General features: G+C 58.0%; 7 protein-coding genes. 4 read left to right on the top strand and 3 right to left on the bottom strand.

Going from position 1 to position 21,017, the window contains the following annotated elements; genetic code table 11:
• Window positions 1-66: 66 nt before the first annotated feature.
• Complete coding sequence (locus F822_RS08945) at window positions 67-14,604, bottom strand: non-ribosomal peptide synthetase (RefSeq protein WP_053111342.1); 14,538 nt, start codon at window positions 14,602-14,604, stop codon at window positions 67-69.
• Between the two features lie 487 nt (window positions 14,605-15,091).
• Here F822_RS08945 and F822_RS08950 point away from each other — a divergent pair, with 487 nt between their 5' ends.
• The 4 genes from F822_RS08950 (at window position 15,092) to metW (ending at window position 18,776) form a co-directional block, all read left to right on the top strand.
• Window positions 15,092-15,634: a chorismate--pyruvate lyase family protein gene (locus F822_RS08950; RefSeq protein ID WP_025040979.1), complete on the top strand. Its 543-nt coding sequence runs from the start codon at window positions 15,092-15,094 to the stop codon at window positions 15,632-15,634.
• Window positions 15,634-16,512, top strand: a complete 879-nt coding sequence (ubiA, locus tag F822_RS08955; RefSeq protein ID WP_025040978.1) for a 4-hydroxybenzoate octaprenyltransferase — start codon at window positions 15,634-15,636, stop codon at window positions 16,510-16,512. The genes F822_RS08950 and ubiA overlap by 1 nt, the downstream gene beginning before the upstream one ends.
• Window positions 16,509-17,972 carry a 4-hydroxy-3-polyprenylbenzoate decarboxylase gene (gene ubiD, locus F822_RS08960; protein WP_025040977.1) on the top strand — a complete coding sequence of 488 codons (1,464 nt, stop codon included), beginning with the start codon at window positions 16,509-16,511 and terminating at the stop codon, window positions 17,970-17,972. Before ubiA ends, ubiD begins: the two co-directional genes overlap by 4 nt.
• A gap of 162 nt (window positions 17,973-18,134) precedes the next feature.
• Window positions 18,135-18,776, top strand: coding sequence for a methionine biosynthesis protein MetW (gene metW / locus F822_RS08965; RefSeq protein ID WP_025040976.1), 642 nt, complete (start codon window positions 18,135-18,137; stop codon window positions 18,774-18,776).
• Window positions 18,777-18,788: 12 nt separating this feature from the next.
• On the opposite strand, the gene F822_RS08970 is transcribed toward metW, so the two are convergent.
• Complete coding sequence (locus tag F822_RS08970; RefSeq protein WP_036575663.1) at window positions 18,789-20,177, bottom strand: AmpG family muropeptide MFS transporter; 1,389 nt, start codon at window positions 20,175-20,177, stop codon at window positions 18,789-18,791.
• A 58-nt stretch (window positions 20,178-20,235) separates the two neighbouring features.
• Entirely contained in the window at window positions 20,236-21,009 is a 774-nt protein-coding gene (locus F822_RS08975; RefSeq protein WP_025040974.1) for an exodeoxyribonuclease III, read from the bottom strand.
• Window positions 21,010-21,017 lie beyond the last annotated feature (8 nt).

The following is a 21,017-nucleotide window of genomic DNA, read 5'->3' on the forward strand; positions in this document are numbered from 1 at the left end:
TGGAGTGAGCTCACCAGAAAGGTGAAGCTTACGGGGTACGAAAAATCCTTTTCAGTTATATAGTATTTAGTTAATAAATGAGCGGTCAGTTGCCGGATTCAGAATGATGTCATTGGCGGCAAAGCGGTCCAGCAGCGCCTTGAGTTCTTTGGAAAACACGGGCTCTCCGAGCGAGGAAACTTTTGCCCGATAGCGCCAGCGCGGCAGTGGCTCGATCTTTGGCAAAGGTGTATTCTCCGCCTGCGCTGTCGTCACCACTGACGCCAGATCGGCGATAGTGGGGGTCTCAAAAATCTGTTGCAGCGGAACTTCTACACCGAACTCGTCGCGTAACCGCGACATTACCTGGGTCGCCAGGAGGGAGTGCCCTCCCAGGGTGAAGAAATTGTCCCGAATACCGATGTGTCCGATTCCAAGTATCTGCTCCCATATCGCCACAAGCTTTGCCTCAGCAGGCGCGTGAGGCAAAACAAAGCCTTCGTTCCTTATTTCCGGCACCGGCAGCGCCAGCCGATTGATCTTGTCGCTGGGTGTCGTGGGCAGCTCCTCAAGTGTTACGAACACTGACGGCACCATATAATCGGGCACCCGCTGGGCGAGATGCCAGCGCAAGTCGTTGTCGGCCGGTGGTTGCCCTGAATCCGCAGAATCTGCCGAGCCTGTCGAGACATAGGCGATCAGCCGCCATTCGCCAGCGTATTCCTGCGCGATGACCACCGCTTGTTTTACACCAGGGAATTGGAGGAGGTGGTTTTCGATCTCGCCCGGTTCGATGCGATAACCCCGAATTTTCACCTGGAAATCCCGCCGCCCGATGAACTCGATGCCGCCATCTGGAAGCCGGCGCCCGAGATCGCCGGTGCGGTAAATTCGCCGTCCTTCGTCTTCCGATGGAAACGCTGCAATACTACCCTGCCGCCAATAACCCACGGCGATGAAGAGACCGCGCAGCACAATTTCCCCTGGGCAGTAGATATCCGCAGGCTGTCCAGCATCATCCAGCAGCAGAACCTCGATGTCATCAACCGGGTAACCGACGGGCACGGCGTCGCGCACAGGCATCGTTTTACTGTCGATGAAGCATTGCAGCACCATCGTCGATTCCGTGAGGCCGTAGCCATTGACCAGCAGGCAATCCGGAGTGAAGTGCGCACGGAAAGAATCCACATCGCGGCGGTACACGGCTTCACCGCCAAGGACGACGAGGCGGATTTTCTCCAGATGCTCCATTCCCGTCAGCGCATTGACAAGATGGCGAAATATAGTCGGGGCGGAATGAAAAACCGTAATCTCCTGCTCTACGAGGCAATCGACGAGTGCCTCGATGCCATGCTCCCGCACAGAAACAGGGTAAACCGCAGCGCCGTTGAGCAGGGCACCGAAGATATCCTGAACAGCAGCGTCAACGCCGTATGAAGAGACAAAGGTCAGCCGGTCATCGGCACACAAATGCAGGTTGTTACTGTAGTTCCGGACTTGGGCCAGGACATTGCGGTGAGTTTGCACGACACCTTTTGGTTCTCCTGTGGATCCTGAGGTGTAGAGAATATAGGCGATGGCATCCGGCGAGATGGCTGGCGGCGGATCCGCATCGAAGCGCTCGTTCTCGGCAAAGCGGATCACCTGAGCCTGTTCCGTGGAAAAATCTTCGATTTCGGTCAGGACGGCGGCTGCCATGGAATCGGCTAAAAGCCTGTTAATCCGGGGCAGAGGATGAGCGGGGTCGAGCGGGACATACGTCTTGCCTGCCTTCAGCACCCCAAGCATCGCCGCGATCATGGATGCGCCATGGCGGAAAAGCAGGGCGACCCGTTCCTCGCCATCTCCGCGCAGGGCGAGGATGGCGTTGGCGACCCGATTGGAAAGCTCCTCCAGTTGTGTATAAGTCCACTGCTCATTTTTAGTCTTGACAGCGGTGTTATCAGGATAACGCGTTGCCTGCTCTCGGAAACGGCTTCCTATCGATTGCTCGATCGCTTGCCCGCAGAACGCTATAGATCGATTCTTGGGCGTGACAATGTTTTTTCCTGAAGGTATCTGACGAGTGAGGCGCAGTTGCGCGAGCGACACGTCAGGGTCGGCAGCGATCGCTTCCAGAAGATTGGTGAAGTGGTCGAGTATGTATCTCACGGTGCCGTGCTCAAAAAGATCGCGTGCATATACCGCGTGGAGCCGGATGTTCCGGTCGTATTCGATGGCATAGAGGGTGAGGTCGAATTTTGCCGACTCCTCATCGGCGTTGAAATCAGCGTTGGCATCGAGTTCAGCATCAGGCAATTCCGCCTTGTCGTCAGCCTTATCGTCGGGCTCGTCAGGCATGCGCCCATCGATATTGAGCAGGTTGAACATCACCTGGAACAGCGGTGCCTGGCTCAGATGTCGTGCCGGGGCGAGCCTGGCCACCAGCATCTCGAAGGGCATATCCTGATGTGCGTACGCCTCGGTTGCCACCGTGCGCACGCGCTCGAGCAGCGCGGTAAATGACGGATCGCCCGACAGGTCGAGGCGCAAGGCAAGCGTATTGACGAAGAATCCGATCAACCCTTCCAGTTCGCTGCGAGTGCGATTGGCAATGGGCGTGCCGATCACCAGATCGGGCTGTCCGCTGTAGCGCGCCAAGAGCGCGCCAAAGGCAGCCAGAAGCGTCATGAACAAGGTAGCGCCTCGGTTTTGTCCCAGCTCGCGCAAGCGCGCGGTCAGCGCCGCATCGAGGCATACACTGCAGCGCCCGCCGCGATAGCTCGACTGCGCCGGACGTGGCCAGTCGGCAGGCAGGGTAAGCTGCGCCGGGGCATCTTCCAACTGCCTCTGCCAGTAGGCGAACAGTCCGTCCAGCCGCTCGCCCTGTAGAATGCGCCGCTGCCAGCAGGCGAAGTCGGCGTACTGGATCGGCAGTGCCGGCACTGCAGGCTGTCCGCCTTTCACCCTGCCGGCATAGAGTGCGCGCAGATCGCGGTGCAGGATCTCCAGCGACCAGCCATCCGCGACGATATGATGCAGCACCAGCACCAGCCAGTGATAGCCGCTCTCAAGGCGTACCAGGCTGGCGCGCAGCAACGGGCCACGGACAAGATCGAAAGGAGCGTCAAGTGCCGCGGCGTGATGGGCGCGGGCGCGTGCCAGGCAGTCAGCCGGCGGCTGGCTGACATCCACCAGCGGCAGGTCGATGCGCAAGCTTGGTGCAATGAGCTGCACCGGCACGCCGTCCACCGCGGCGAAGGTGGTGCGCAGCGCCTCGTGGCGGTCGAGCAGGTCGGCCAGGCTGTCTTCCAGCGCCTGCCGGTCCAGCGGACCCTCGAAAGGCAGCACGGTACTCAAATGATAAACCGCACTGCCCGGATGCAATTGCTCGAAAAACCACAACCTTTGCTGCGCAAAGGACAGTGGACAGGGGTCCATCCTCAGCCCTGCGGGGATAGGGGGTTCAGCGGTGCCGATTATTCCATGGCTTGCTTCTTGGCCTGCTTCGCTTATTTCTCGCGCAAGACCGGCCACCGTGGGCGATTCGAACAGGCTGCGCAACGGCACTTCAATTCCGAAAGCGTCCCGGATTCGGGAGATTACGCGAGTCGCCAGTAGCGAGTGACCGCCCAGCTCAAAGAAATTATCCTCGACCCCGACAGTATCGATCCCGAGAACCTCTGCCCAGATTCGTGCAACTCGCGCTTCTCCTTCTGTGCGCGGCACAGTGGGCGCACGCCCGAGGTCCGGACGGGAACGATCCGGTGCGGGTAGCGCTCGCCGGTCGATCTTGCCGCTCGGCGTAGTGGGCAGCCTATCGAGAGAAATGAATGCTGCCGGCACCAGGTACGCCGGCAGACGTTCTTGTAGAAACCGGCGAAGCTCCCCGATTGCTGGCCGCGTTTCCGTTCGGGCCACCACGTAGGCGACCAGCCGACGCTCACCGGGATTGTCTTCCCGCGCCACGACAGCGGCCTCACGTACGGCTGGATGCGCAGCGAGCACCGCCTCCACCTCCCCTGGTTCAACGCGAAAACCCCGTATTTTCACCTGGTTATCGAGGCGGCCGAGAAACTCGATATTACCATCGGGAAGATAGCGGGCAAGATCGCCTGTTCTATAAAGTCGCACTTCCGGATAGCTTGAGCCGGTGACGAATTTTTCCGCAGTGAGCGCTGGGCGGTTGAGGTAGCCGCGCGCCAGGTTATCCCCGCCGATATACATCTCACCGGGAACGCCGATAGGCGCCGGGCGTAGGCCAGGGTCAAGCAGATGGATGGACGTATTGGCGATCGGGCGGCCGATAGGGGGTAGAAGCGGCCAGTCATCGGGTAAATCCGCAAGAGTGAAGGCGGTAACTACATGGGTTTCCGATGGGCCGTAATGGTTGTGCAGCCGGCAGCCGGGAATATTCCTGAACAAGGCGCGGATTTGCGGGGTGACCTGCAACTGCTCGCCAGCGGTGATGATTTCCCGCAAGGTCGCCGGAAGCGACTGTATGCCCGAGGCGGCTTCCGCCAACTGCTGTAGCGCAACGAAGGGAAGATACAGCCGCTGGATTTCCTGCAGGCTGATGAACCGCCATAATCCCGCCGGGTCCTGCCGCAACGTTTCCGGTACCAGGACCAGCATCGTGCCTGCGCAAAGGGTCGAGAAAATCTCCTGGAACGAGACATCGAAGCTCAATGGCGCAAATTGCAGCGTCGTACCGCCGGGGCCCAGTTCCCGATACTGCCAGCTGATCAGGTTGGCCAGCGTGCGATGCGGCATCGCCACGCCTTTTGGCTTGCCGGTCGACCCCGAAGTGTAGATGACGTAGGCGAGGTTCTGCGAGGTCGGTAGCTTACGAAGATCCAGCGAAGTGTCCGGCGCATCGTCCGATAGCGGCGCCAGAGGTTCGTCGATGCACAAGGCACGTTGGGTTGGCAGCCGCTCAAGCAGCCCGCGCCGCGTGAGCAGGAGCGGTGCGCCGCTGTCTCGCAGCATGAATGTCAGTCGCTCATCCGGATATGCCGGATCGAGCGGCACGCAGGCGCAGCCGGCAATAAGGATGCCAAGGATGCCGATCACCATCTCCGGCGAGCGTTCGACGCAGAGTGCCACCGGCATATCGGGACCGACGCCGAGTCGGCTCAGATGGCGGGCAAGCAGATCGGCACGATCATTGATCTCATGATAGGTGAGCCGAGTGTCGCCATATACGATAGCAATCGCATCGGGCGTACGCGTCACCTGTTCCCGAAAAAGTTCGTGAATGCAGCGGCTGCGAGGATATTCAGCCTGGTTGTGGTTCCAGTCGGCAAGTTGCTGGCGCTCCGCAGCCGTGAGCAACGAAAGGTCAGCCAGCTTTACGTGTGGCTCCGCCGGATGCGCGATCATCGCTTCCAGCAGTGTGCGCCAATGATCGAGCATGCGCATGACTGTGGCGTCGTCGAAACGCGCCCGGTCATACAGAAGCCTGAGCAGGAGTTCTTCGCCGGGCGCAGCGATAGCCGTCAACGGATAGCTGGTACGTTCGACGGCCCGGGTCGAGTTGGGGGCATGGCTTTTCTTTTCCTCGGCCGGCAACTCCCGCTGAGGATAATTTTGAAAAACCAGGAGGCTTTCAAAAAGGGGCAATCCTGCAGGAATCTCGCTCAAGTGCTGGATTTCAGCGAGCGAACCATACCCATATTCCCTGTTTTCGAGCTGGCGGTCCTGCAGCTTCTGTAACCAGCCAGTCAGGGTATCCGTTTCCGCGAGGGAGACGCGCAGCGGCAATGCATTGATGAAAAGCCCCAGCATCGATTCGACCCCAGGAAGTGCTTCAGGCCGGCCCGCGACGATGACGCCGAAAACAATGTCGGTCTCTCCGCTGTAGCGGCTCAGGAGAAGCGCCCAGGCGGCCTGAACCAGGGTGTTGAGCGTTACCTGGTTTGTTCGCGCGAAGGATTCAAGCGCGGCGGTCGATTCGGCTGACAGCAGGATGTGCCCTTCAGCATGTCCCTCGGCGCCTTTGCGGGGGCGGTCTACGGTCAGTGGCGTGGCGGCCGTAAAGCCATGGAGTACTCGCTTCCAGTAAGCGCGGGCGGCATCCCGGTCCTGGTCCTGCAACCAGGCGATATACTCTCGGTAAGGACGCGGTGGAGGCGGTTCGTATCGGACATTGCGCCGGATAGCCTCATAAAAATTTCCAATCTCAGAGAAGAGAATCGGTACGCTCCATCCGTCGAGGAGAGCATGGTGATGGCTCCAGATAAACTCGAACTGATCGTCACCGGTGCGGATCAGCGCGATTCGCATCGGCGGCGCTTTCGAAAGATCGAAACCTCGCCGCCTGTCGGCGTCGAGATAGTCGTCGAGGCGACGATCCGTTTTTCGATCCATTTCCGGCAATCCATGCCAATCATGATGGGTACAGTCCAGCTGCGCTTCGCGATGAACGATTTGCACGGGTGCGTCGAGGCCCTGCCAGTGAAATGTCGTCCGCAGCACGGGATGGCGCGCCACGACGCGCCGCCAGCTTTCCTCGAATGCTTCGATATCCACACTGCTGGCAAAGGAGTGATGGAGTTGTTCGACATAGACGCCCGAATCCGGATCGAGAAGCGTATGGAACAGCATTCCCTCCTGCATCGGCGACAGGGGATAGATGTCCTCGATATCCGGGTTATCGCGCAAGAGTCTGTCGAGCTGCGCCTGACCCAGATTGGTCAGGGAAAAATCCATTGGCGTCAGTCCTTCGGGCCTGGAGGACAGGCAATGCCTGATGAGTTTGCGCAACTCGTCGATGAATGTCGACGCCAGTGATTCGACGGTAGCGCGGCGGTGGATTGCCTCACTGTAGATCCAGGATAAGTGCAACTGACCCGCGAAGACACCTCCGTTGACATCGATAAGATAGCGTCGCCTGCTATGCTCGCTGAAAGCCGGTCCACGCAGGTCTGTCTCGCCGGTAGCCGAATCGGCGGAATACTCGAATTGTCCGAGGTAATTGAAGCTTATCTGTGGTTGTGGAAGCGCCCGCAGCAATTCGCCGGTTTCTCCCCTGCTTATATACCGCATGAGACCATAACCGATGCCACGACGGGGAATTGCACGCAGCCGTTCCTTGACATGCCGCAGCGCTAAATCAGGCGTGACGGGATCGGTATAACCGCTGACGTCGAGCGCTACCGGAAAGAGCGTTGTAAACCAGCCCACTGTCCTCGATAAATCGACGTCGTCAAAAAGCGCTTCCCTGCCGTGGCCTTCCAGATCGACCAGCAGCATGCCGATTCCTGTCCACCGTGCGAAGGCAAGCGCCATGGCGGTCAATAGCGTTTCATCGATGCGCGCTTGATGAGTCCGTGCAATATCCCTCAGCAGGTGTGTGGTTTCTTCTGTGCTGAGAGACGCCACTACCGTGCGGCTAGATCCGGCGGTGTTGGCGTCCGGCAGCGCGGGAAAGTCGGTCGGCAAAGGTGGTGCTTGTGCCGGCAGCGCAGCAAGCCAGTACCGCGCCTCTTCCCGCAGAATCGCCGAGTTTGCCGGATTTGCATAGGCTGCCAGTTTTTCCGCCCAGGATGTGAAAGCGGTAGTTTTCGGCGGCAGACGGACCGGCTGGTCTGGTCCATCCAGTTGGGCACAAACGGTATCGAGATCTTCCAGCAGGATGCGCCAGGAAACGCCATCGATAACCAGATGGTGGATCACGATCAGTAACTTTGCATTTTCCCGGGAACCGAAATCGAACAGCACGGCACGCAGCAGCGGCCCGCGGGCAAGGTCGAGGCTTGCCTGCGCCTGCCCCGATCGACTCTCTACAACCGCTGCCCGCTGCGATGGTTCAACTTGGGATAGATCGACACGCGCAAACGGCGCCACCCCATCCGGATCCGCGAGTGTCTGCAACCACCCTTCGTCGGTGCGGAAAAAGCGCAGCCGCAGCGCGTCGTGATGGTCCAGGAGCTGGTTGAAAATACTTACCCAGCGGTCATCGTCGATGCCGGGCGAGACCGGCAACAGTACCGTCTGATTGTAATGCTGCGGATCAACCAGGTTCTGCTCGAAAAACCAGTGCTGGATCGGCGTAAGCGGCGCGGTTCCAGTTACCGTTCCCTGCTCAGCCGCGATTATGGTGGCGTCCGTGATCGTCAGCAATCCGGCAACGGTCGGCTGCTCGAAAAGCTGGCGGGGAGTGAAGCGCAGCCCTTGAGCGCGCGCCCGGGCGACGATCTGGATTGCCAGGATTGAGTCGCCGCCCAGTTCGAAGAAATTATCGTGGATACCGACCTGGGGAAGGTGGAGCACTTCCGCAAATATATCCGCCAGCCGGCGCTCGTCTTCAGTGCGCGGCGCCACCGCCGCGGTTTCCCGTGCTATCGCAGGCATGGGTAAGGCCGAACGGTCGACCTTGCCGTTGGCAGTCAACGGCAGGGCTGCCAACGCGACAAATGCCGAAGGCACCATGTAGTCGGGCAGCCGTGCTTGCAAAAAATGCCGCCATTCGCTCACAGGAGGTGGCTTATCCGTCACCACATAAGCGACCAGACGCTTGTCACCGGGCGTGTCTTCACGCACCGTCGCCACCGCCTCGCGAACATCCGGATATCCGCGCAGCGCTGCTTCCACTTCACCCAGTTCGACGCGGAATCCGCGCACCTTGACCTGCTGATCGCGTCGTCCGAGAAACTCCAGGTTTGCATCGGGAAGATAGCGCACCCAGTCTCCGGTCCGGTACAGGCGTGCACCTGAATGGAACGGATGGGGGATGAATCGCTCGGCGGTGAGCGCCGGCTGGTGGAGATAGCCGCGGGCAAGGCCTTCGCCGCCGATATAGAGCTCCCCCGGCACACCGATGGGTACCGGTTGAAGCCGGTCGTCCAGCACATAGATTTCAGTGTTGGCAATCGGCCGGCCTATGGGCACCGAGAAGATGGAGGTATCGGAGGCCGGTTTGGCAGGGAGCCGGCCGCCAGGGGTGGGAACGGTACCGTTTGCAGGGACCATCGGGAGTATGGGGATTCCAGGCGGAGAAAGTTTGCAGAGTGTGGCCGTGATCGTGGTCTCGGAGGGGCCGTAGGCATTGATGAGGGCGACTCTTCCGTCCGTCTGCCGTTGCCATTCGGCCAATCGTGCCGGAATCATCGGTTCGCTGCCGACTATCACGAGCCTCAGGCTTGCGGGCATTCGCAAGTTCGCAAGTTCTTCCACCCATCCGTGCCAATAGGTGGCCGGCAGGTTTAAAACGCTGAGGTGGCGGCTTTCAACGAAGTCCAGCAGGTCCGAAAACACTGGGGGGCCAATCTCGGGCCATACGACAACGGTGGCTCCGCACAGCCAGGCAGGGAAAATCTCCTCCTCCGCCACATCGAACGCGGGAGAGGCGAGCTGCAGCACGCGATCGGTTGCGCAAAGCGCATAGGACGCCGAGACTGCGACGGCATGGTTGACCAACGCCCGGTGTGGCACCATGACGCCTTTCGGCGTGCCGGTAGATCCCGAAGTGTAGACGATGTATGCAAGATTCTCCGGCCCGACATTTGTGCGCACTGCGAGCGCTTCATTTTCCCCTTCACCCTTCTTCCTCCCGAGGTTGGCGGGATCAATGACGGAATCAATGGTGGAATCTATGGTGATGATGCGCCCGTTGTAGCCGGCCAGACGCTCCCTGAACGCTTCCCGGGTTACCACTGCGGGTGCGGCGGTATCGGCAAGAATGAAAGCGATCCGTTCCTCGGGAAATGTGGAATCGATGGGAACATACGCGGCCCCGGCCTTGAGGATGCCGAGAGCGCCAACGGCCATTCCAATGCCGCGATCGGTCAGCAGTCCTATTGGCGTGTCCGCATCGATTCTTTGCGCATCCTGTGCATCGGCCCCACGCAAATGCGCGGCGAGACGGTCGGCTTGCTGGTTCAGTTGTGCATAGGTGAGCCGTTCATTGCCCGCTTCAAGGGCCACGGCGCCGGGTGTCCGCGCTGCCTGGATCTCGAACAATGTGTGGATGCAGCCATCGCGCGGGAACGCGGCAGCGGTGGCGTTCCATTCAACCAGAAGCTGTTGCCGCTCGACTGAGGAAAGCAGGGGCAGTTCGGATAGGCGTCGTTCCGCCTTGGCAACGACGCCTTCGAGCAGTACCAGGAAATGACCGAGCATTCGCCGAATGGTCATCGAGTCAAAAAGATCTGTCGCATATTCGAAAGTGGCTGTCATTCCATCATCGAACTCGGTAATGGCGAGGGTAAGATCGAACTTCGCCGCGCCGCGTGTTTCGACGATACTGCCGGCGGCGATATTCGAGGTGGACGGCACCGTTTCCCGGGGAAGATTTTCCAGCGCGAACATCACCTGGAATAGCGGTGTGTGGCTCAGATGTCGTGCCGGGGCGAGCCTGGCCACCAGCATCTCGAAGGGTAGATCCTGATGCGCGTACGCCTCGGTTGCCACCGTGCGCACGCGCTCGAGCAGCGCGGTAAATGACGGATCGCCCGCCAGGTCGAGGCGCAAGGCAAGCGTATTGACGAAGAATCCGATCAACCCTTCCAGTTCGCTGCGGGTGCGATTGGCAATGGGCGTGCCGATCACCAGATCGGACTGTCCGCTGTAGCGCGACAAGAGCGCGCCGAAAGCAGCCAGGAGCGTCATGAACAAGGTGGCGCCTTCCCGTTGCGAAAGGGCTCGCAATCCTGCCGTCAAACCGGCGGGCAAGGATGCGGACAGCGAAGCGCCGCGGAAAGTCTGTACTGACGGGTGTGGCCGGTCGGAAGGCAGGACAAGCTGCGCCGGGGCATTCTCCAGATGCTTCTGCCAGTAGGCGAACAACCCATTCAACGGATCCCCTTGCAGGGCACTCCGTTGCCAGCAGGCGAAGTCGGCATACTGGATCGGCAATTCCGGCAACGGCGAAGGCCGGCCATCCGCGTAGGCTGCGAGCAGGGCTTGCAGTTCCCGCTTGAGTATGCCGATGGACCATCCGTCGGCAACGATATGGTGCATGGTCAACACCAGGATTTGATCCGAGTCGTTGATGCGTAGCAGCATCGCCCGAAGAAGCGGTCCGCGCGCGAGATCAAACGGCGTTTCGGCATCCGTCCTGATTATTTCATTCGCTATCTCATTCGCTGTCTTGTTGGGAGTCTCGCTGGAAGCTTCGTTAAAAGTTTCGTTGGCAGTCTCGTCGATTGTCTTGCTCGTTTCATTCCTCAGCGGATGACGTAAATCAATGATGGTCAACGCGGGCGCTGAAGGCGGCGCGATGATCTGGACACCTTGCCCGTCAACGGCGTCGAAAGTCGTGCGCAGGATTTCATGCCGTTGCACGATTTCGGCGAGGCTTTTTTGAAGAATTGCTACATCCAGCGGCCCGTGAAAGGAGAGGGTGGTGCAAAGGTTGTATGCCGTACTGTGCGGAGAAAGCTGATCAAGAAACCACAGGCGCTGCTGGGCAAAGGAGAGGGGATAAGGGCCATTTCCATCGCGGCGCGGAATCGGCTGTGACGCCGAACGGGGCCCCAGTCGCAGCGCAAGCTCGGCCACGGCAGGTGTCTCAAAGAAAACATGCAGTGGAACCACCGCATGCATAATGTCGCGGATTCGCGAGACCACCTGCGTGGCGAGCAGCGAATGACCCCCCAGTTCGAAGAAATTATCGTGGATACCGACCTGGGGAAGGTGGAGCACTTCCGCAAATATATCCGCCAGCCGGCGCTCGTCTTCAGTGCGCGGCGCCACCGCCGCGGTTTCCCGTGCTATCGCAGGCATGGGTAAGGCCGAACGGTCGACCTTGCCGTTGGCAGTCAACGGCAGGGCTGCCAACGCGACAAATGCCGAAGGCACCATGTAGTCGGGCAGCCGTGCTTGCAAAAAATGCCGCCATTCGCTCACAGGAGGTGGCTTATCCGTCACCACATAAGCGACCAGACGCTTGTCACCGGGCGTGTCTTCACGCACCGTCGCCACCGCCTCGCGAACATCCGGATATCCGCGCAGCGCTGCTTCCACTTCACCCAGTTCGACGCGGAATCCGCGCACCTTGACCTGCTGATCGCGTCGTCCGAGAAACTCCAGGTTTGCATCGGGAAGATAGCGCACCCAGTCTCCGGTCCGGTACAGGCGTGCACCTGAATGGAACGGATGGGGGATGAATCGCTCGGCGGTGAGCGCCGGCTGGTGGAGATAGCCGCGGGCAAGGCCTTCGCCGCCGATATAGAGTTCCCCCGGCACGCCGATGGGTACCGGTTGAAGCCGGTCGTCCAGCACATAGATTTCAGTGTTGGCAATCGGCCGGCCTATGGGAATGGGGCTGTGGATCTTCTCTGCCGGCGGCACCGGATAGCACGTAGTGAATGTGGTATTTTCGGTAGGGCCATATGCATTGATCAACGCGCACTGCGGGTGTTGCGCGCGCATCCTGCGGACATGATCCGGCGATAATACATCACCGCCGGTGATGAGCTGGCGCACCGTATTCAGACGTTCGCAATGGGCATCGACCATCTGGTGAAAAAGTCCTGATGTCAGCCAGAGCGTGCTAACCCGGCGATGCTCGATCACATCCGCAAGCGCCTCGAGCGATGGCGCGGTCGCAGGCATGATTACCAACTGCGCGCCGTTAAGGAGGCAGCCCCAAATTTCGAAGGTGGAAGCGTCGAACGCAATCGGCGCAAACTGAAGAAATACGCCGTCGGATGCAAAAGTAGCGTAGTCGGTATTCTTTACGAGCCGCACCACTGCACGTTGAGTGACAGCTACACCCTTGGGTATACCGGTAGAGCCCGACGTATAACAGATGTAGGCGAGATTGTCGGCCACCACCCCGCTTACGGGGTTATTTGCAGATTCGTGCGCGATTTCCTCGTATTCATCATCGATGCAAACCAGCCGCATGGCTTCCCCATGCAACTCTGGGAGCACATCAAGAAAGCGGCGGCGGGTCAGCACCATCGTTGTTCTTGCATCATTCATCATGACCGATAGCCTGGCACGAGGGCTGGCGGGGTCCAGCGGCAGGTAGGCTCCGCCTGCCTTGAGAATACCGAGCAGAGCGGCGATCAGATCAAAAGAACGCTCAAGGCAGACCCCAACCGGCGTCTCCGGAACGACACCGAGACGGCGCAGGCGGTGCGCGAGTTGGTTGGCGCGCGTATTGAGGTCGCCATATGTCAGATGGCGCTCCTCCAGTACAAGAGCAATTGCATTCGGACGCTTTTTTGCCTGCTCTTCGAATAGCGCGTGAATGCACGCATCCCGAGGGTACTCGGTACGCGTATGATTCCATTCGACCAAAAGTTGTTCCCGCTCGGCTTCAGTGAGAAGGGATAGGTCGCTGAAGCGGCATTCCGGATCAGCGGCGGCGTCTGCCAGTAGAACCTCGAAATGCCTGGCCATTCGGCCGATAGTTTGTGCGTCGAAAAGATCGGCGCTATATTCAAAATATCCGGTTACCTGGCGCCCGTCGTCGACCAGGGAAAGCAGCAGGTCGAACTTGGCCGTGCCCGACTCATCCCGATCCTGGTCGGTGGATACGAACGCCGCCTCATCTTCTCCTTCCTGCCCCTGAGAAGGCACGTTTTGTAGCGCGAACATCACCTGGAACAGCGGTGCCTGGCTCAGATGCCGTGTCGGGGCGAGCCTGGCTACCAGCATTTCGAAGGGCATATCCTGATGTGCGTACGCCTCGGTTGCGACCGTGCGCACGCGCTCGAGCAGCGCGGTAAATGACGGATCGCCCGCCAGGTCCAGGCGCAAGGCAAGCGTATTGACGAAGAATCCGATCAACCCTTCCAGTTCGCTGCGAGTGCGATTGGCAATGGGCGTGCCGATCACCAGATCGGGCTGTCCGCTGTAGCGCGCCAAGAGCGCGCCAAAGGCAGCCAGAAGCGTCATGAACAAGGTAGCGCCTCGGTTTTGTCCCAGCTCGCGCAAGCGCGCGGTCAGCGCCGCATCGAGGCATACACTGCAGCGCCCGCCGCGATAGCTCGACTGCGCCGGACGTGGCCAGTCGGCAGGCAGGGCAAGCTGCGCCGGGGCATCTTCCAACTGCCTCTGCCAGTAGGCGAACAGTCCGTCCAGCCGCTCGCCCTGTAGAATGCGCCGCTGCCAGCAGGCGAAGTCGGCGTACTGGATCGGCAGTGCCGGCACTGCAGGCTGTCCGCCTTTCACCCTGCCGGCATAGAGTGCGCGCAGATCGCGGTGCAGGATCTCCAGCGACCAGCCATCCGCGACGATATGATGCAGCACCAGCACCAGCCAGTGATAGCCGCTCTCAAGGCGTACCAGGCTGGCGCGCAGCAACGGGCCACGGACAAGATCGAAAGGAGCGTCAAGTGCCGCGGCGTGATGGGCGCGGGCGCGTGCCAGGCAGTCAGCCAGCGGCTGGCTGACATCCACCAGCGGCAGGTCGATGCGCAAGCTTGGTGCAATGAGCTGCACCGGCACGCCGTCCACCGCGGCGAAGGTGGTGCGCAGCGCCTCGTGGCGGTCGAGCAGGTCGGCCAGGCTGTCTTCCAGCGCCTGCCGGTCCAGCGGACCCTCGAAAGGCAGCACGGTACTCAAATGATAAACCGCACTGCCCGGATGCAATTGCTCGAAAAACCACAACCTTTGCTGCGCAAAGGAGGCAGGAAAGAGGAACGCTTCGCGGTTTACAGCATAAGGCGATCGTCCGTCTTTTTCGATCATGGCTGCTCCTTTCGAAACACGAGCAAACCGCTCGTCTATCGTGTTGCTTCGCCTCTCCATAGAATGAACATGTGCGGAGAATAAGGCGGCTTGAATTATCCGGCGTAGCGCATGACTTTGTTCGAAAATCAAAACGATGGTGCAATTTGATATTTTCCCAGACGCATAATGCCGGCGACGGGAATGAATTCCTGATTCGCATATCCTTGGTACGCGCGCATTCGCATCCTGAACTCTACTGCTGTTAAGAAATTATAGTCTTCCAGAATATAAATTCAGCCCAATCGACACTTTTTTCAAACCCATGTCAATTTCATACATTCCATACCGCTTGTATACTCCTTTATCGACACATGAGCCTGGAGAGTTTTCTGGTCGTGATAAGAAAGAGCCCAGGTGATGCTCGGGCAGTCCTCCCTCTGGGGAGGATAGGATTCAGCCAGGCTGGAATATGCGGCATAATTCACCCTTTTTTGGTTTCGCTGCGATGAACCCTGCCCAGTTATCGGCCTGGCATCCTGCCCCCTCTTCCATATCACCCCAAGCTCGAGGGTGGCTGCTGAACCGTGGTTCACTCACTCAGCTCATCCAGCAGCATTGTTGCGGGAATTTCCGTGTCAAGCCGGTATTCCAGCGCTTGGCCGGGGTGTGCGTCGATGAACTTGCCATGATGAATCTGCGTCGAAACGAGTTGGCATTGGTACGGGAGGTGTATTTGTATTGCGGCGATACACCGGTGGTATTTGCCCATTCGGTAGTGGCGAGGAAAGATCTGAGGGGCGCATGGCGCGGATTGAGCGGCTTGGGCAGCAGGTCACTGGGTACCGTATTGTTTACCAATCCAGTGGTCGAACGTACGCCGCTTCGCTTCAAAAAGCTGAATTCGACGCATCCGCTTTTCATCCGTGCCTGCCGGCATTTACAGGCAAAACCGCCTGGTCTTTGGGCGCGGCGCTCCCTGTTCAGTTTGCAAGGGCAATCCATACTCGTCACCGAAGTATTTCTTCCTTCAATTCTGGAGTTGGCATAGTGACGCTCACGCAACGCCTCGGCCATTATGAAAAACTGATGCGCCTGGATAAGCCCATCGGCATCCTGCTGCTGCTGTGGCCGACATTATGGGGTTTATGGCTTGCCGCCGGCGGCGTACCCAGTATAAATATCCTGGTGATATTCATACTGGGTACCGTACTGATGCGTTCCGCCGGTTGCGTCGTCAACGACTATGCAGACCGCAATTTCGATTCGCATGTGGAGCGCACCAAAAATCGGCCATTGGCGACCGGCAAGTTGAGTTCCAAAGAAGCGCTGCTGCTGGCGGCGGGATTAAGTCTGTGCGCGTTTCTGCTGATACTGCCGCTGAACCGCCTTACGCTTGCGCTGTCGGTGCTGGCGCTATTTCTGGCCGCGAGCTATCCGTTCACCAAACGTTTCTTCGCGATGCCGCAAGCCTATCTCGGTATCGCTTTCAGTTTCGGGATTCCGATGGCTTTTGCCGCGCAGACCGGAGAGGTGCCCTATATTGCCTGGTTATTGATGGTGGCGAATCTGCTTTGGGTGATCGCTTACGATACCGAATATGCCATTGTGGATAAAGTTGACGATCTCAAGATCGGGATCAGGACGTCTGCCATTACTTTCGGCCGTTTCGACGTAGTGGGCGTGATGCTGTGCCATATCCTGTTTCTAAGTACCATGATCGTCGTGGGACTGATCCAGAAACTCGGCGCTATTTATTACGCGAGTCTCATCGTCGCGCTGGGATTGGTATTTTACCAGTACCGCCTGATTCACGATCGTGACCGCGCCCGCTGCTTCAAAGCCTTTTTGCATAACAACTGGGTCGGCGCGGCGATTTTCGTTGGTATCGCGCTTGATTACCTGATAAATGAGGCCTCATCCATATGAAATACAAGGACCTGCGCGATTTCATCGCCCAATTGGAGAAGCAGGGGGAACTGAAGCGCGTAACGGTCGAAATCGATCCGTATCTGGAAATGACCGAAATCTGCGACCGGGCATTGAAAGCAGGCGGTCCCGCCATCCTGTTTGAAAAACCCAAGGGACATACCATTCCTGTGCTGGGAAACCTGTTCGGTACGCCAAGGCGCGTAGCGATGGGCATGGGGCAGGATTCGGTCGAGGCATTGCGAGAAATCGGTAAACTTCTGGCGTATCTCAAGGAACCTGATCCGCCCAAAGGGCTGAGGGATGCATGGGACAAGCTGCCCGTCCTGAAACAGGTACTCAATATGGCGCCGAGAGAGCTTTCAAGAGCACCCTGCCAGGATATCGTATGGGAGGGTAAGGATGTGGATCTCGGCAGGCTGCCGATCCAGACCTGCTGGCCGGGAGATGCAGGTCCGCTGGTAACCTGGGGGTTGACTGTCACGCGGGGGCCGCACAAGACGCGGCAGAATCTGGGGATTTATCGCCAGCAGGTGATCGGGCCGAATAAGCTCATCATGCGCTGGCTGGCCCATCGTGGCGGTGCGTTGGATTTTCGCGATTTTTGTCTGGCTAATCCGGGGCAGCCTTATCCGTTGGCAGTGGCGTTGGGGGCAGACCCGGCGACCATACTCGGCGCCGTCACGCCGGTACCCGATAGCCTGAGCGAATACCAGTTCGCCGGTTTGCTGCGCGGTGCGAAAACGGAGATCGTCAAATGCCTGAGCCATGATCTGCAGGTTCCGGCGAGTGCCGAAATCGTACTGGAAGGGTATATCCACCCCGGAGAAACGGCGTTGGAAGGCCCGTTCGGCGATCATACCGGCTATTACAACGAGCAGGAAACCTTTCCGGTATTTACCGTCGAGCGCATCACCATGCGGCATGACCCGATTTATCATTCGACATACACGGGCAAGCCACCGGACGAACCGGCCATACTTGGTTTGGCGCTTAATGAAGTGTTCGTGCCATTGCTGCAAAAGCAGTTTACCGAAATCGTCGACTTTTATCTGCCACCGGAAGGCTGTTCATATCGCATGGCGGTGGTGAGCATGAAAAAGCAGTATGCGGGCCACGCCAAGCGAGTCATGTTCGGCGTATGGAGTTTTCTGCGGCAATTCATGTATACCAAATTCATCATTGTTACTGACGATGACGTCAATATCCGTGATTGGAAGGAAGTCATCTGGGCCATTACCACGCGCGTCGACCCCGCGCGCGATACACTGATCGTGGAAAATACGCCGATAGATTACCTTGACTTCGCCAGTCCGGTATCGGGCCTGGGCGGAAAGATGGGGCTGGACGCTACCAACAAATGGCCGGGGGAAACGAACCGCGAATGGGGCACGCCAATTGTGATGGATGTTGCGGTAAAGGAGCGGGTGGACAGAATCTGGAAAGATCTGGGGTTTTAGACAATTAGCTGCAGCTTTCGCGAGTGGATCCAATTTGGGCTTGCATGCGATCTGTTATTAGACGCTACAATAGGCAATATCGCTACTTTTCCTTACCTCATGCTTCTTGATGGTGATCCCCGTCATCCCGGTTGAAGCTTGTAAACCTTACTATCTGAAATAATGGATCGCGCAAATACTGACGACGTGGCTGGTGTTGAAGAATGTAGTCCTTCCGTTGCGCTTCGTCCGGATTTCGGCGTAATCGCGGCATGGGTAAAGCCGGGTACGAGAGTACTCGATCTCGGCTGCGGTGACGGTTCGCTCATGTGTTTCTTGCGTGATACGCGTGACGTCCGGGGCTACGGCGTTGAAATTGATGACGCCAATGTTCTGGCATGTTTCAATAATGGCGTGAACGTAATTCAAAGCGATCTGGAGTCGGGCCTGCAGAGTTTCGAATCGGATTCATTCGATTATGTAGTGCTCTCCCAAACACTGCAGGCGGTCAAGAATACCGAGCGAATCGTGAAGGAAATGCTACGGGTGAGTAAAGAGGGTATTGTTTCATTTCCGAATTTCGGCTATTGGAAAAATCGCCTGCAGGTTTTAGCCGGCCACATGCCGGTTTCGGAAGCGCTGCCCTATCAATGGTTCGACACGCCCAACATTCATAATTGCACGCTTGGCGATTTTGAAGAATTTTGCAGTCAGCATGGCGCCCACATTCTCGAACGCCGGGTGCTGAATGGCAATCATCAGAACACATTTTTGCCTAATTTGCTGGGAATGCTGGCGTTTTATCGGTTCGAACAGCAGAAGTAAGCGCAAATTTCCTTAGCTGCGATGCATTTCGGAATCCGCAGTGTCAAATTTCGCCCGCCCGGCCAGCCATACTAGAACCAGTACGGGGAGACCCAGTAACGCTGTGCCGGTAAAGAAACTGGCATAACCGTAAGCATCGACAAAGTCGCCGCTGAACCCCGCGATAAATTTTGGCAACAACAGCATCACCGAGCTGAACAGGGCGTATTGCGTGGCGGAATAGGCGGAGTTGGTCAGGCCGGAAAGATAGGCGATAAAAGCGGAAGAGGCAATGCCGGCTGAAAGATTATCGGCGGAAATGGTGAATATGAGCCCGGTGACGTCGTGCCCGCGCCCTGTGAGCCAGACAAACAGAAGATTAGTCGCCGCCGATAATACCGCTCCGAGGAAAAGCGTGCGCATAATGCCGATTTTCGCTATGAATACACCGCCGATGGCCGCGCCGGCGATCGTCATGACTACGCCATAAACCTTGGAGACTGTTGCCACTTCATCCTTGGAATATCCCATGTCGACATAGAACGGGTTGCTCATCACGCCCATCACCACATCCGAGATGCGATAGACCGCGATCAAAGCCAGAATCAGCAATGCCTGTCCGCCATGGCGCACAATAAAGTCCCTGAAGGGCGCAACCATTGCCCCGTACAGCCAGGCCAGCAGTTGCGTAAGCCGTACGTTCAGATTCCAGTGCGCAATAGCAGCCTTGGCGCGATCTTCATTCTCCGAGATGAGACGGTTAACGGGGACGTCGGGCTCCCGTATCATGAGCGTGGTAATAATCCCGACCACCATGAAGGCCGCCATCGCCAGGTAGGCAGTTCGCCAAGGAGCGTAGTCATAGGTGGCTTCCGAAGGATCTACCGCCGCTGCTATCCATAAGGCGCCGGCGGAAGCCAGAATCATCGCCATGCGATAACCTGCCTGATAGGTGGCGGCCATGGCGCCTTGAAGCCTCAGCGATACCGCTTCGATTCGATAGGCGTCCAATGCAATATCCTGTGTTGCGGAAGCGACAGCGACGGCCAAGGCGAAAAAGACCGTATGCGTCAAATTTTCGAGCGGATCGGTGCTCGCTATGCCGATCAGCGCGACGACAATAGAGGTTTGCGATAGCAAAAGCCATGCGCGCCGTCGCCCCAGTAAACGGGTTAATAATGGCAACGGCAGACGATCCACCAGGGGGGACCACATCCATTTGAAGCCGTAAGCCAATCCGATCCAGCTCAGGTGGCCAATAGTGGAACGATCGATCCCCGCTTCCCGTAACCAGAATGACAAGGTCCCCAGTACCAGTAACAGCGGTAATCCGGCAGAGAAGCCCAATGACAGCATTCCCAACACGCGTGGGTGGGTGTAAATACGAAAAGCGTGCAGCCAGCCGGACAAGGCAGCGGGCATCAGGCCAAATCCGGCATTCGAGGCAGGGCATCCAATCGATCGATTACCTGATTCGGGATCATAAGCTGTAGTCGTAGTCGATAATAAGCGGTGAATGATCGGAAAACCGTTCCGTCTTATAAATGGAAACAGCCTTGGCCTTGGCGGCAATGCCGGGGGTCGCAATCTGATAATCGATGCGCCAGCCCACATTTTTTGCCCATGCCTGCCCTCGATTGGACCACCACGTATATTGCTCAGGCTCCGGATTGATTTGACGGAACACGTCGACAAATCCAAGCTCGTGAAAAACGTCAGTAAGCCAGGTGCGTTCTTCCGGGAGAAAGCCGGAATTTTTCTGATTGGATCGCCAGTTTTTCAGGTCGATCTCCTTGTGGGCAATATTCCAGTCGCCGCATAAAATGATCTCCCTGCCGCTATCCGCCAGTTGTTTGAGCATGGGAAAAAATCGCTCCAGAAAGAAGAATTTCGCGGCTTGCCGATGTTCTCCGCTGGAGCCGGAAGGAAAATAGACCGATATCACGCTCACCCGGCCAAAATCAAGGCGCAGATAACGTCCTTCCGCGTCGATCTCGGCGATGCCCAGGCCCGAAATAACGTTATCCGGCTTGCATCGGCTGTACGTGCCTACGCCGCTATATCCTTTTTTTTCAGCGCAATGAAAATGGCCGTGATAGCCATCAGGCGATACTATTTCGCGGGTAATATCAGCGGCCTGTGCTTTCAACTCCTGCATACATACGATGTCTGCTTCCTGCGTCGGCAACCATTGAAAGAACCCCTTGTTTGCCGCGGAGCGTATGCCGTTCAGGTTAACCGTTATAATTCGCATATTCATCT

Source organism: Nitrosospira briensis C-128 (assembly GCF_000619905.2).
GTDB lineage: Bacteria > Pseudomonadota > Gammaproteobacteria > Burkholderiales > Nitrosomonadaceae > Nitrosospira > Nitrosospira briensis.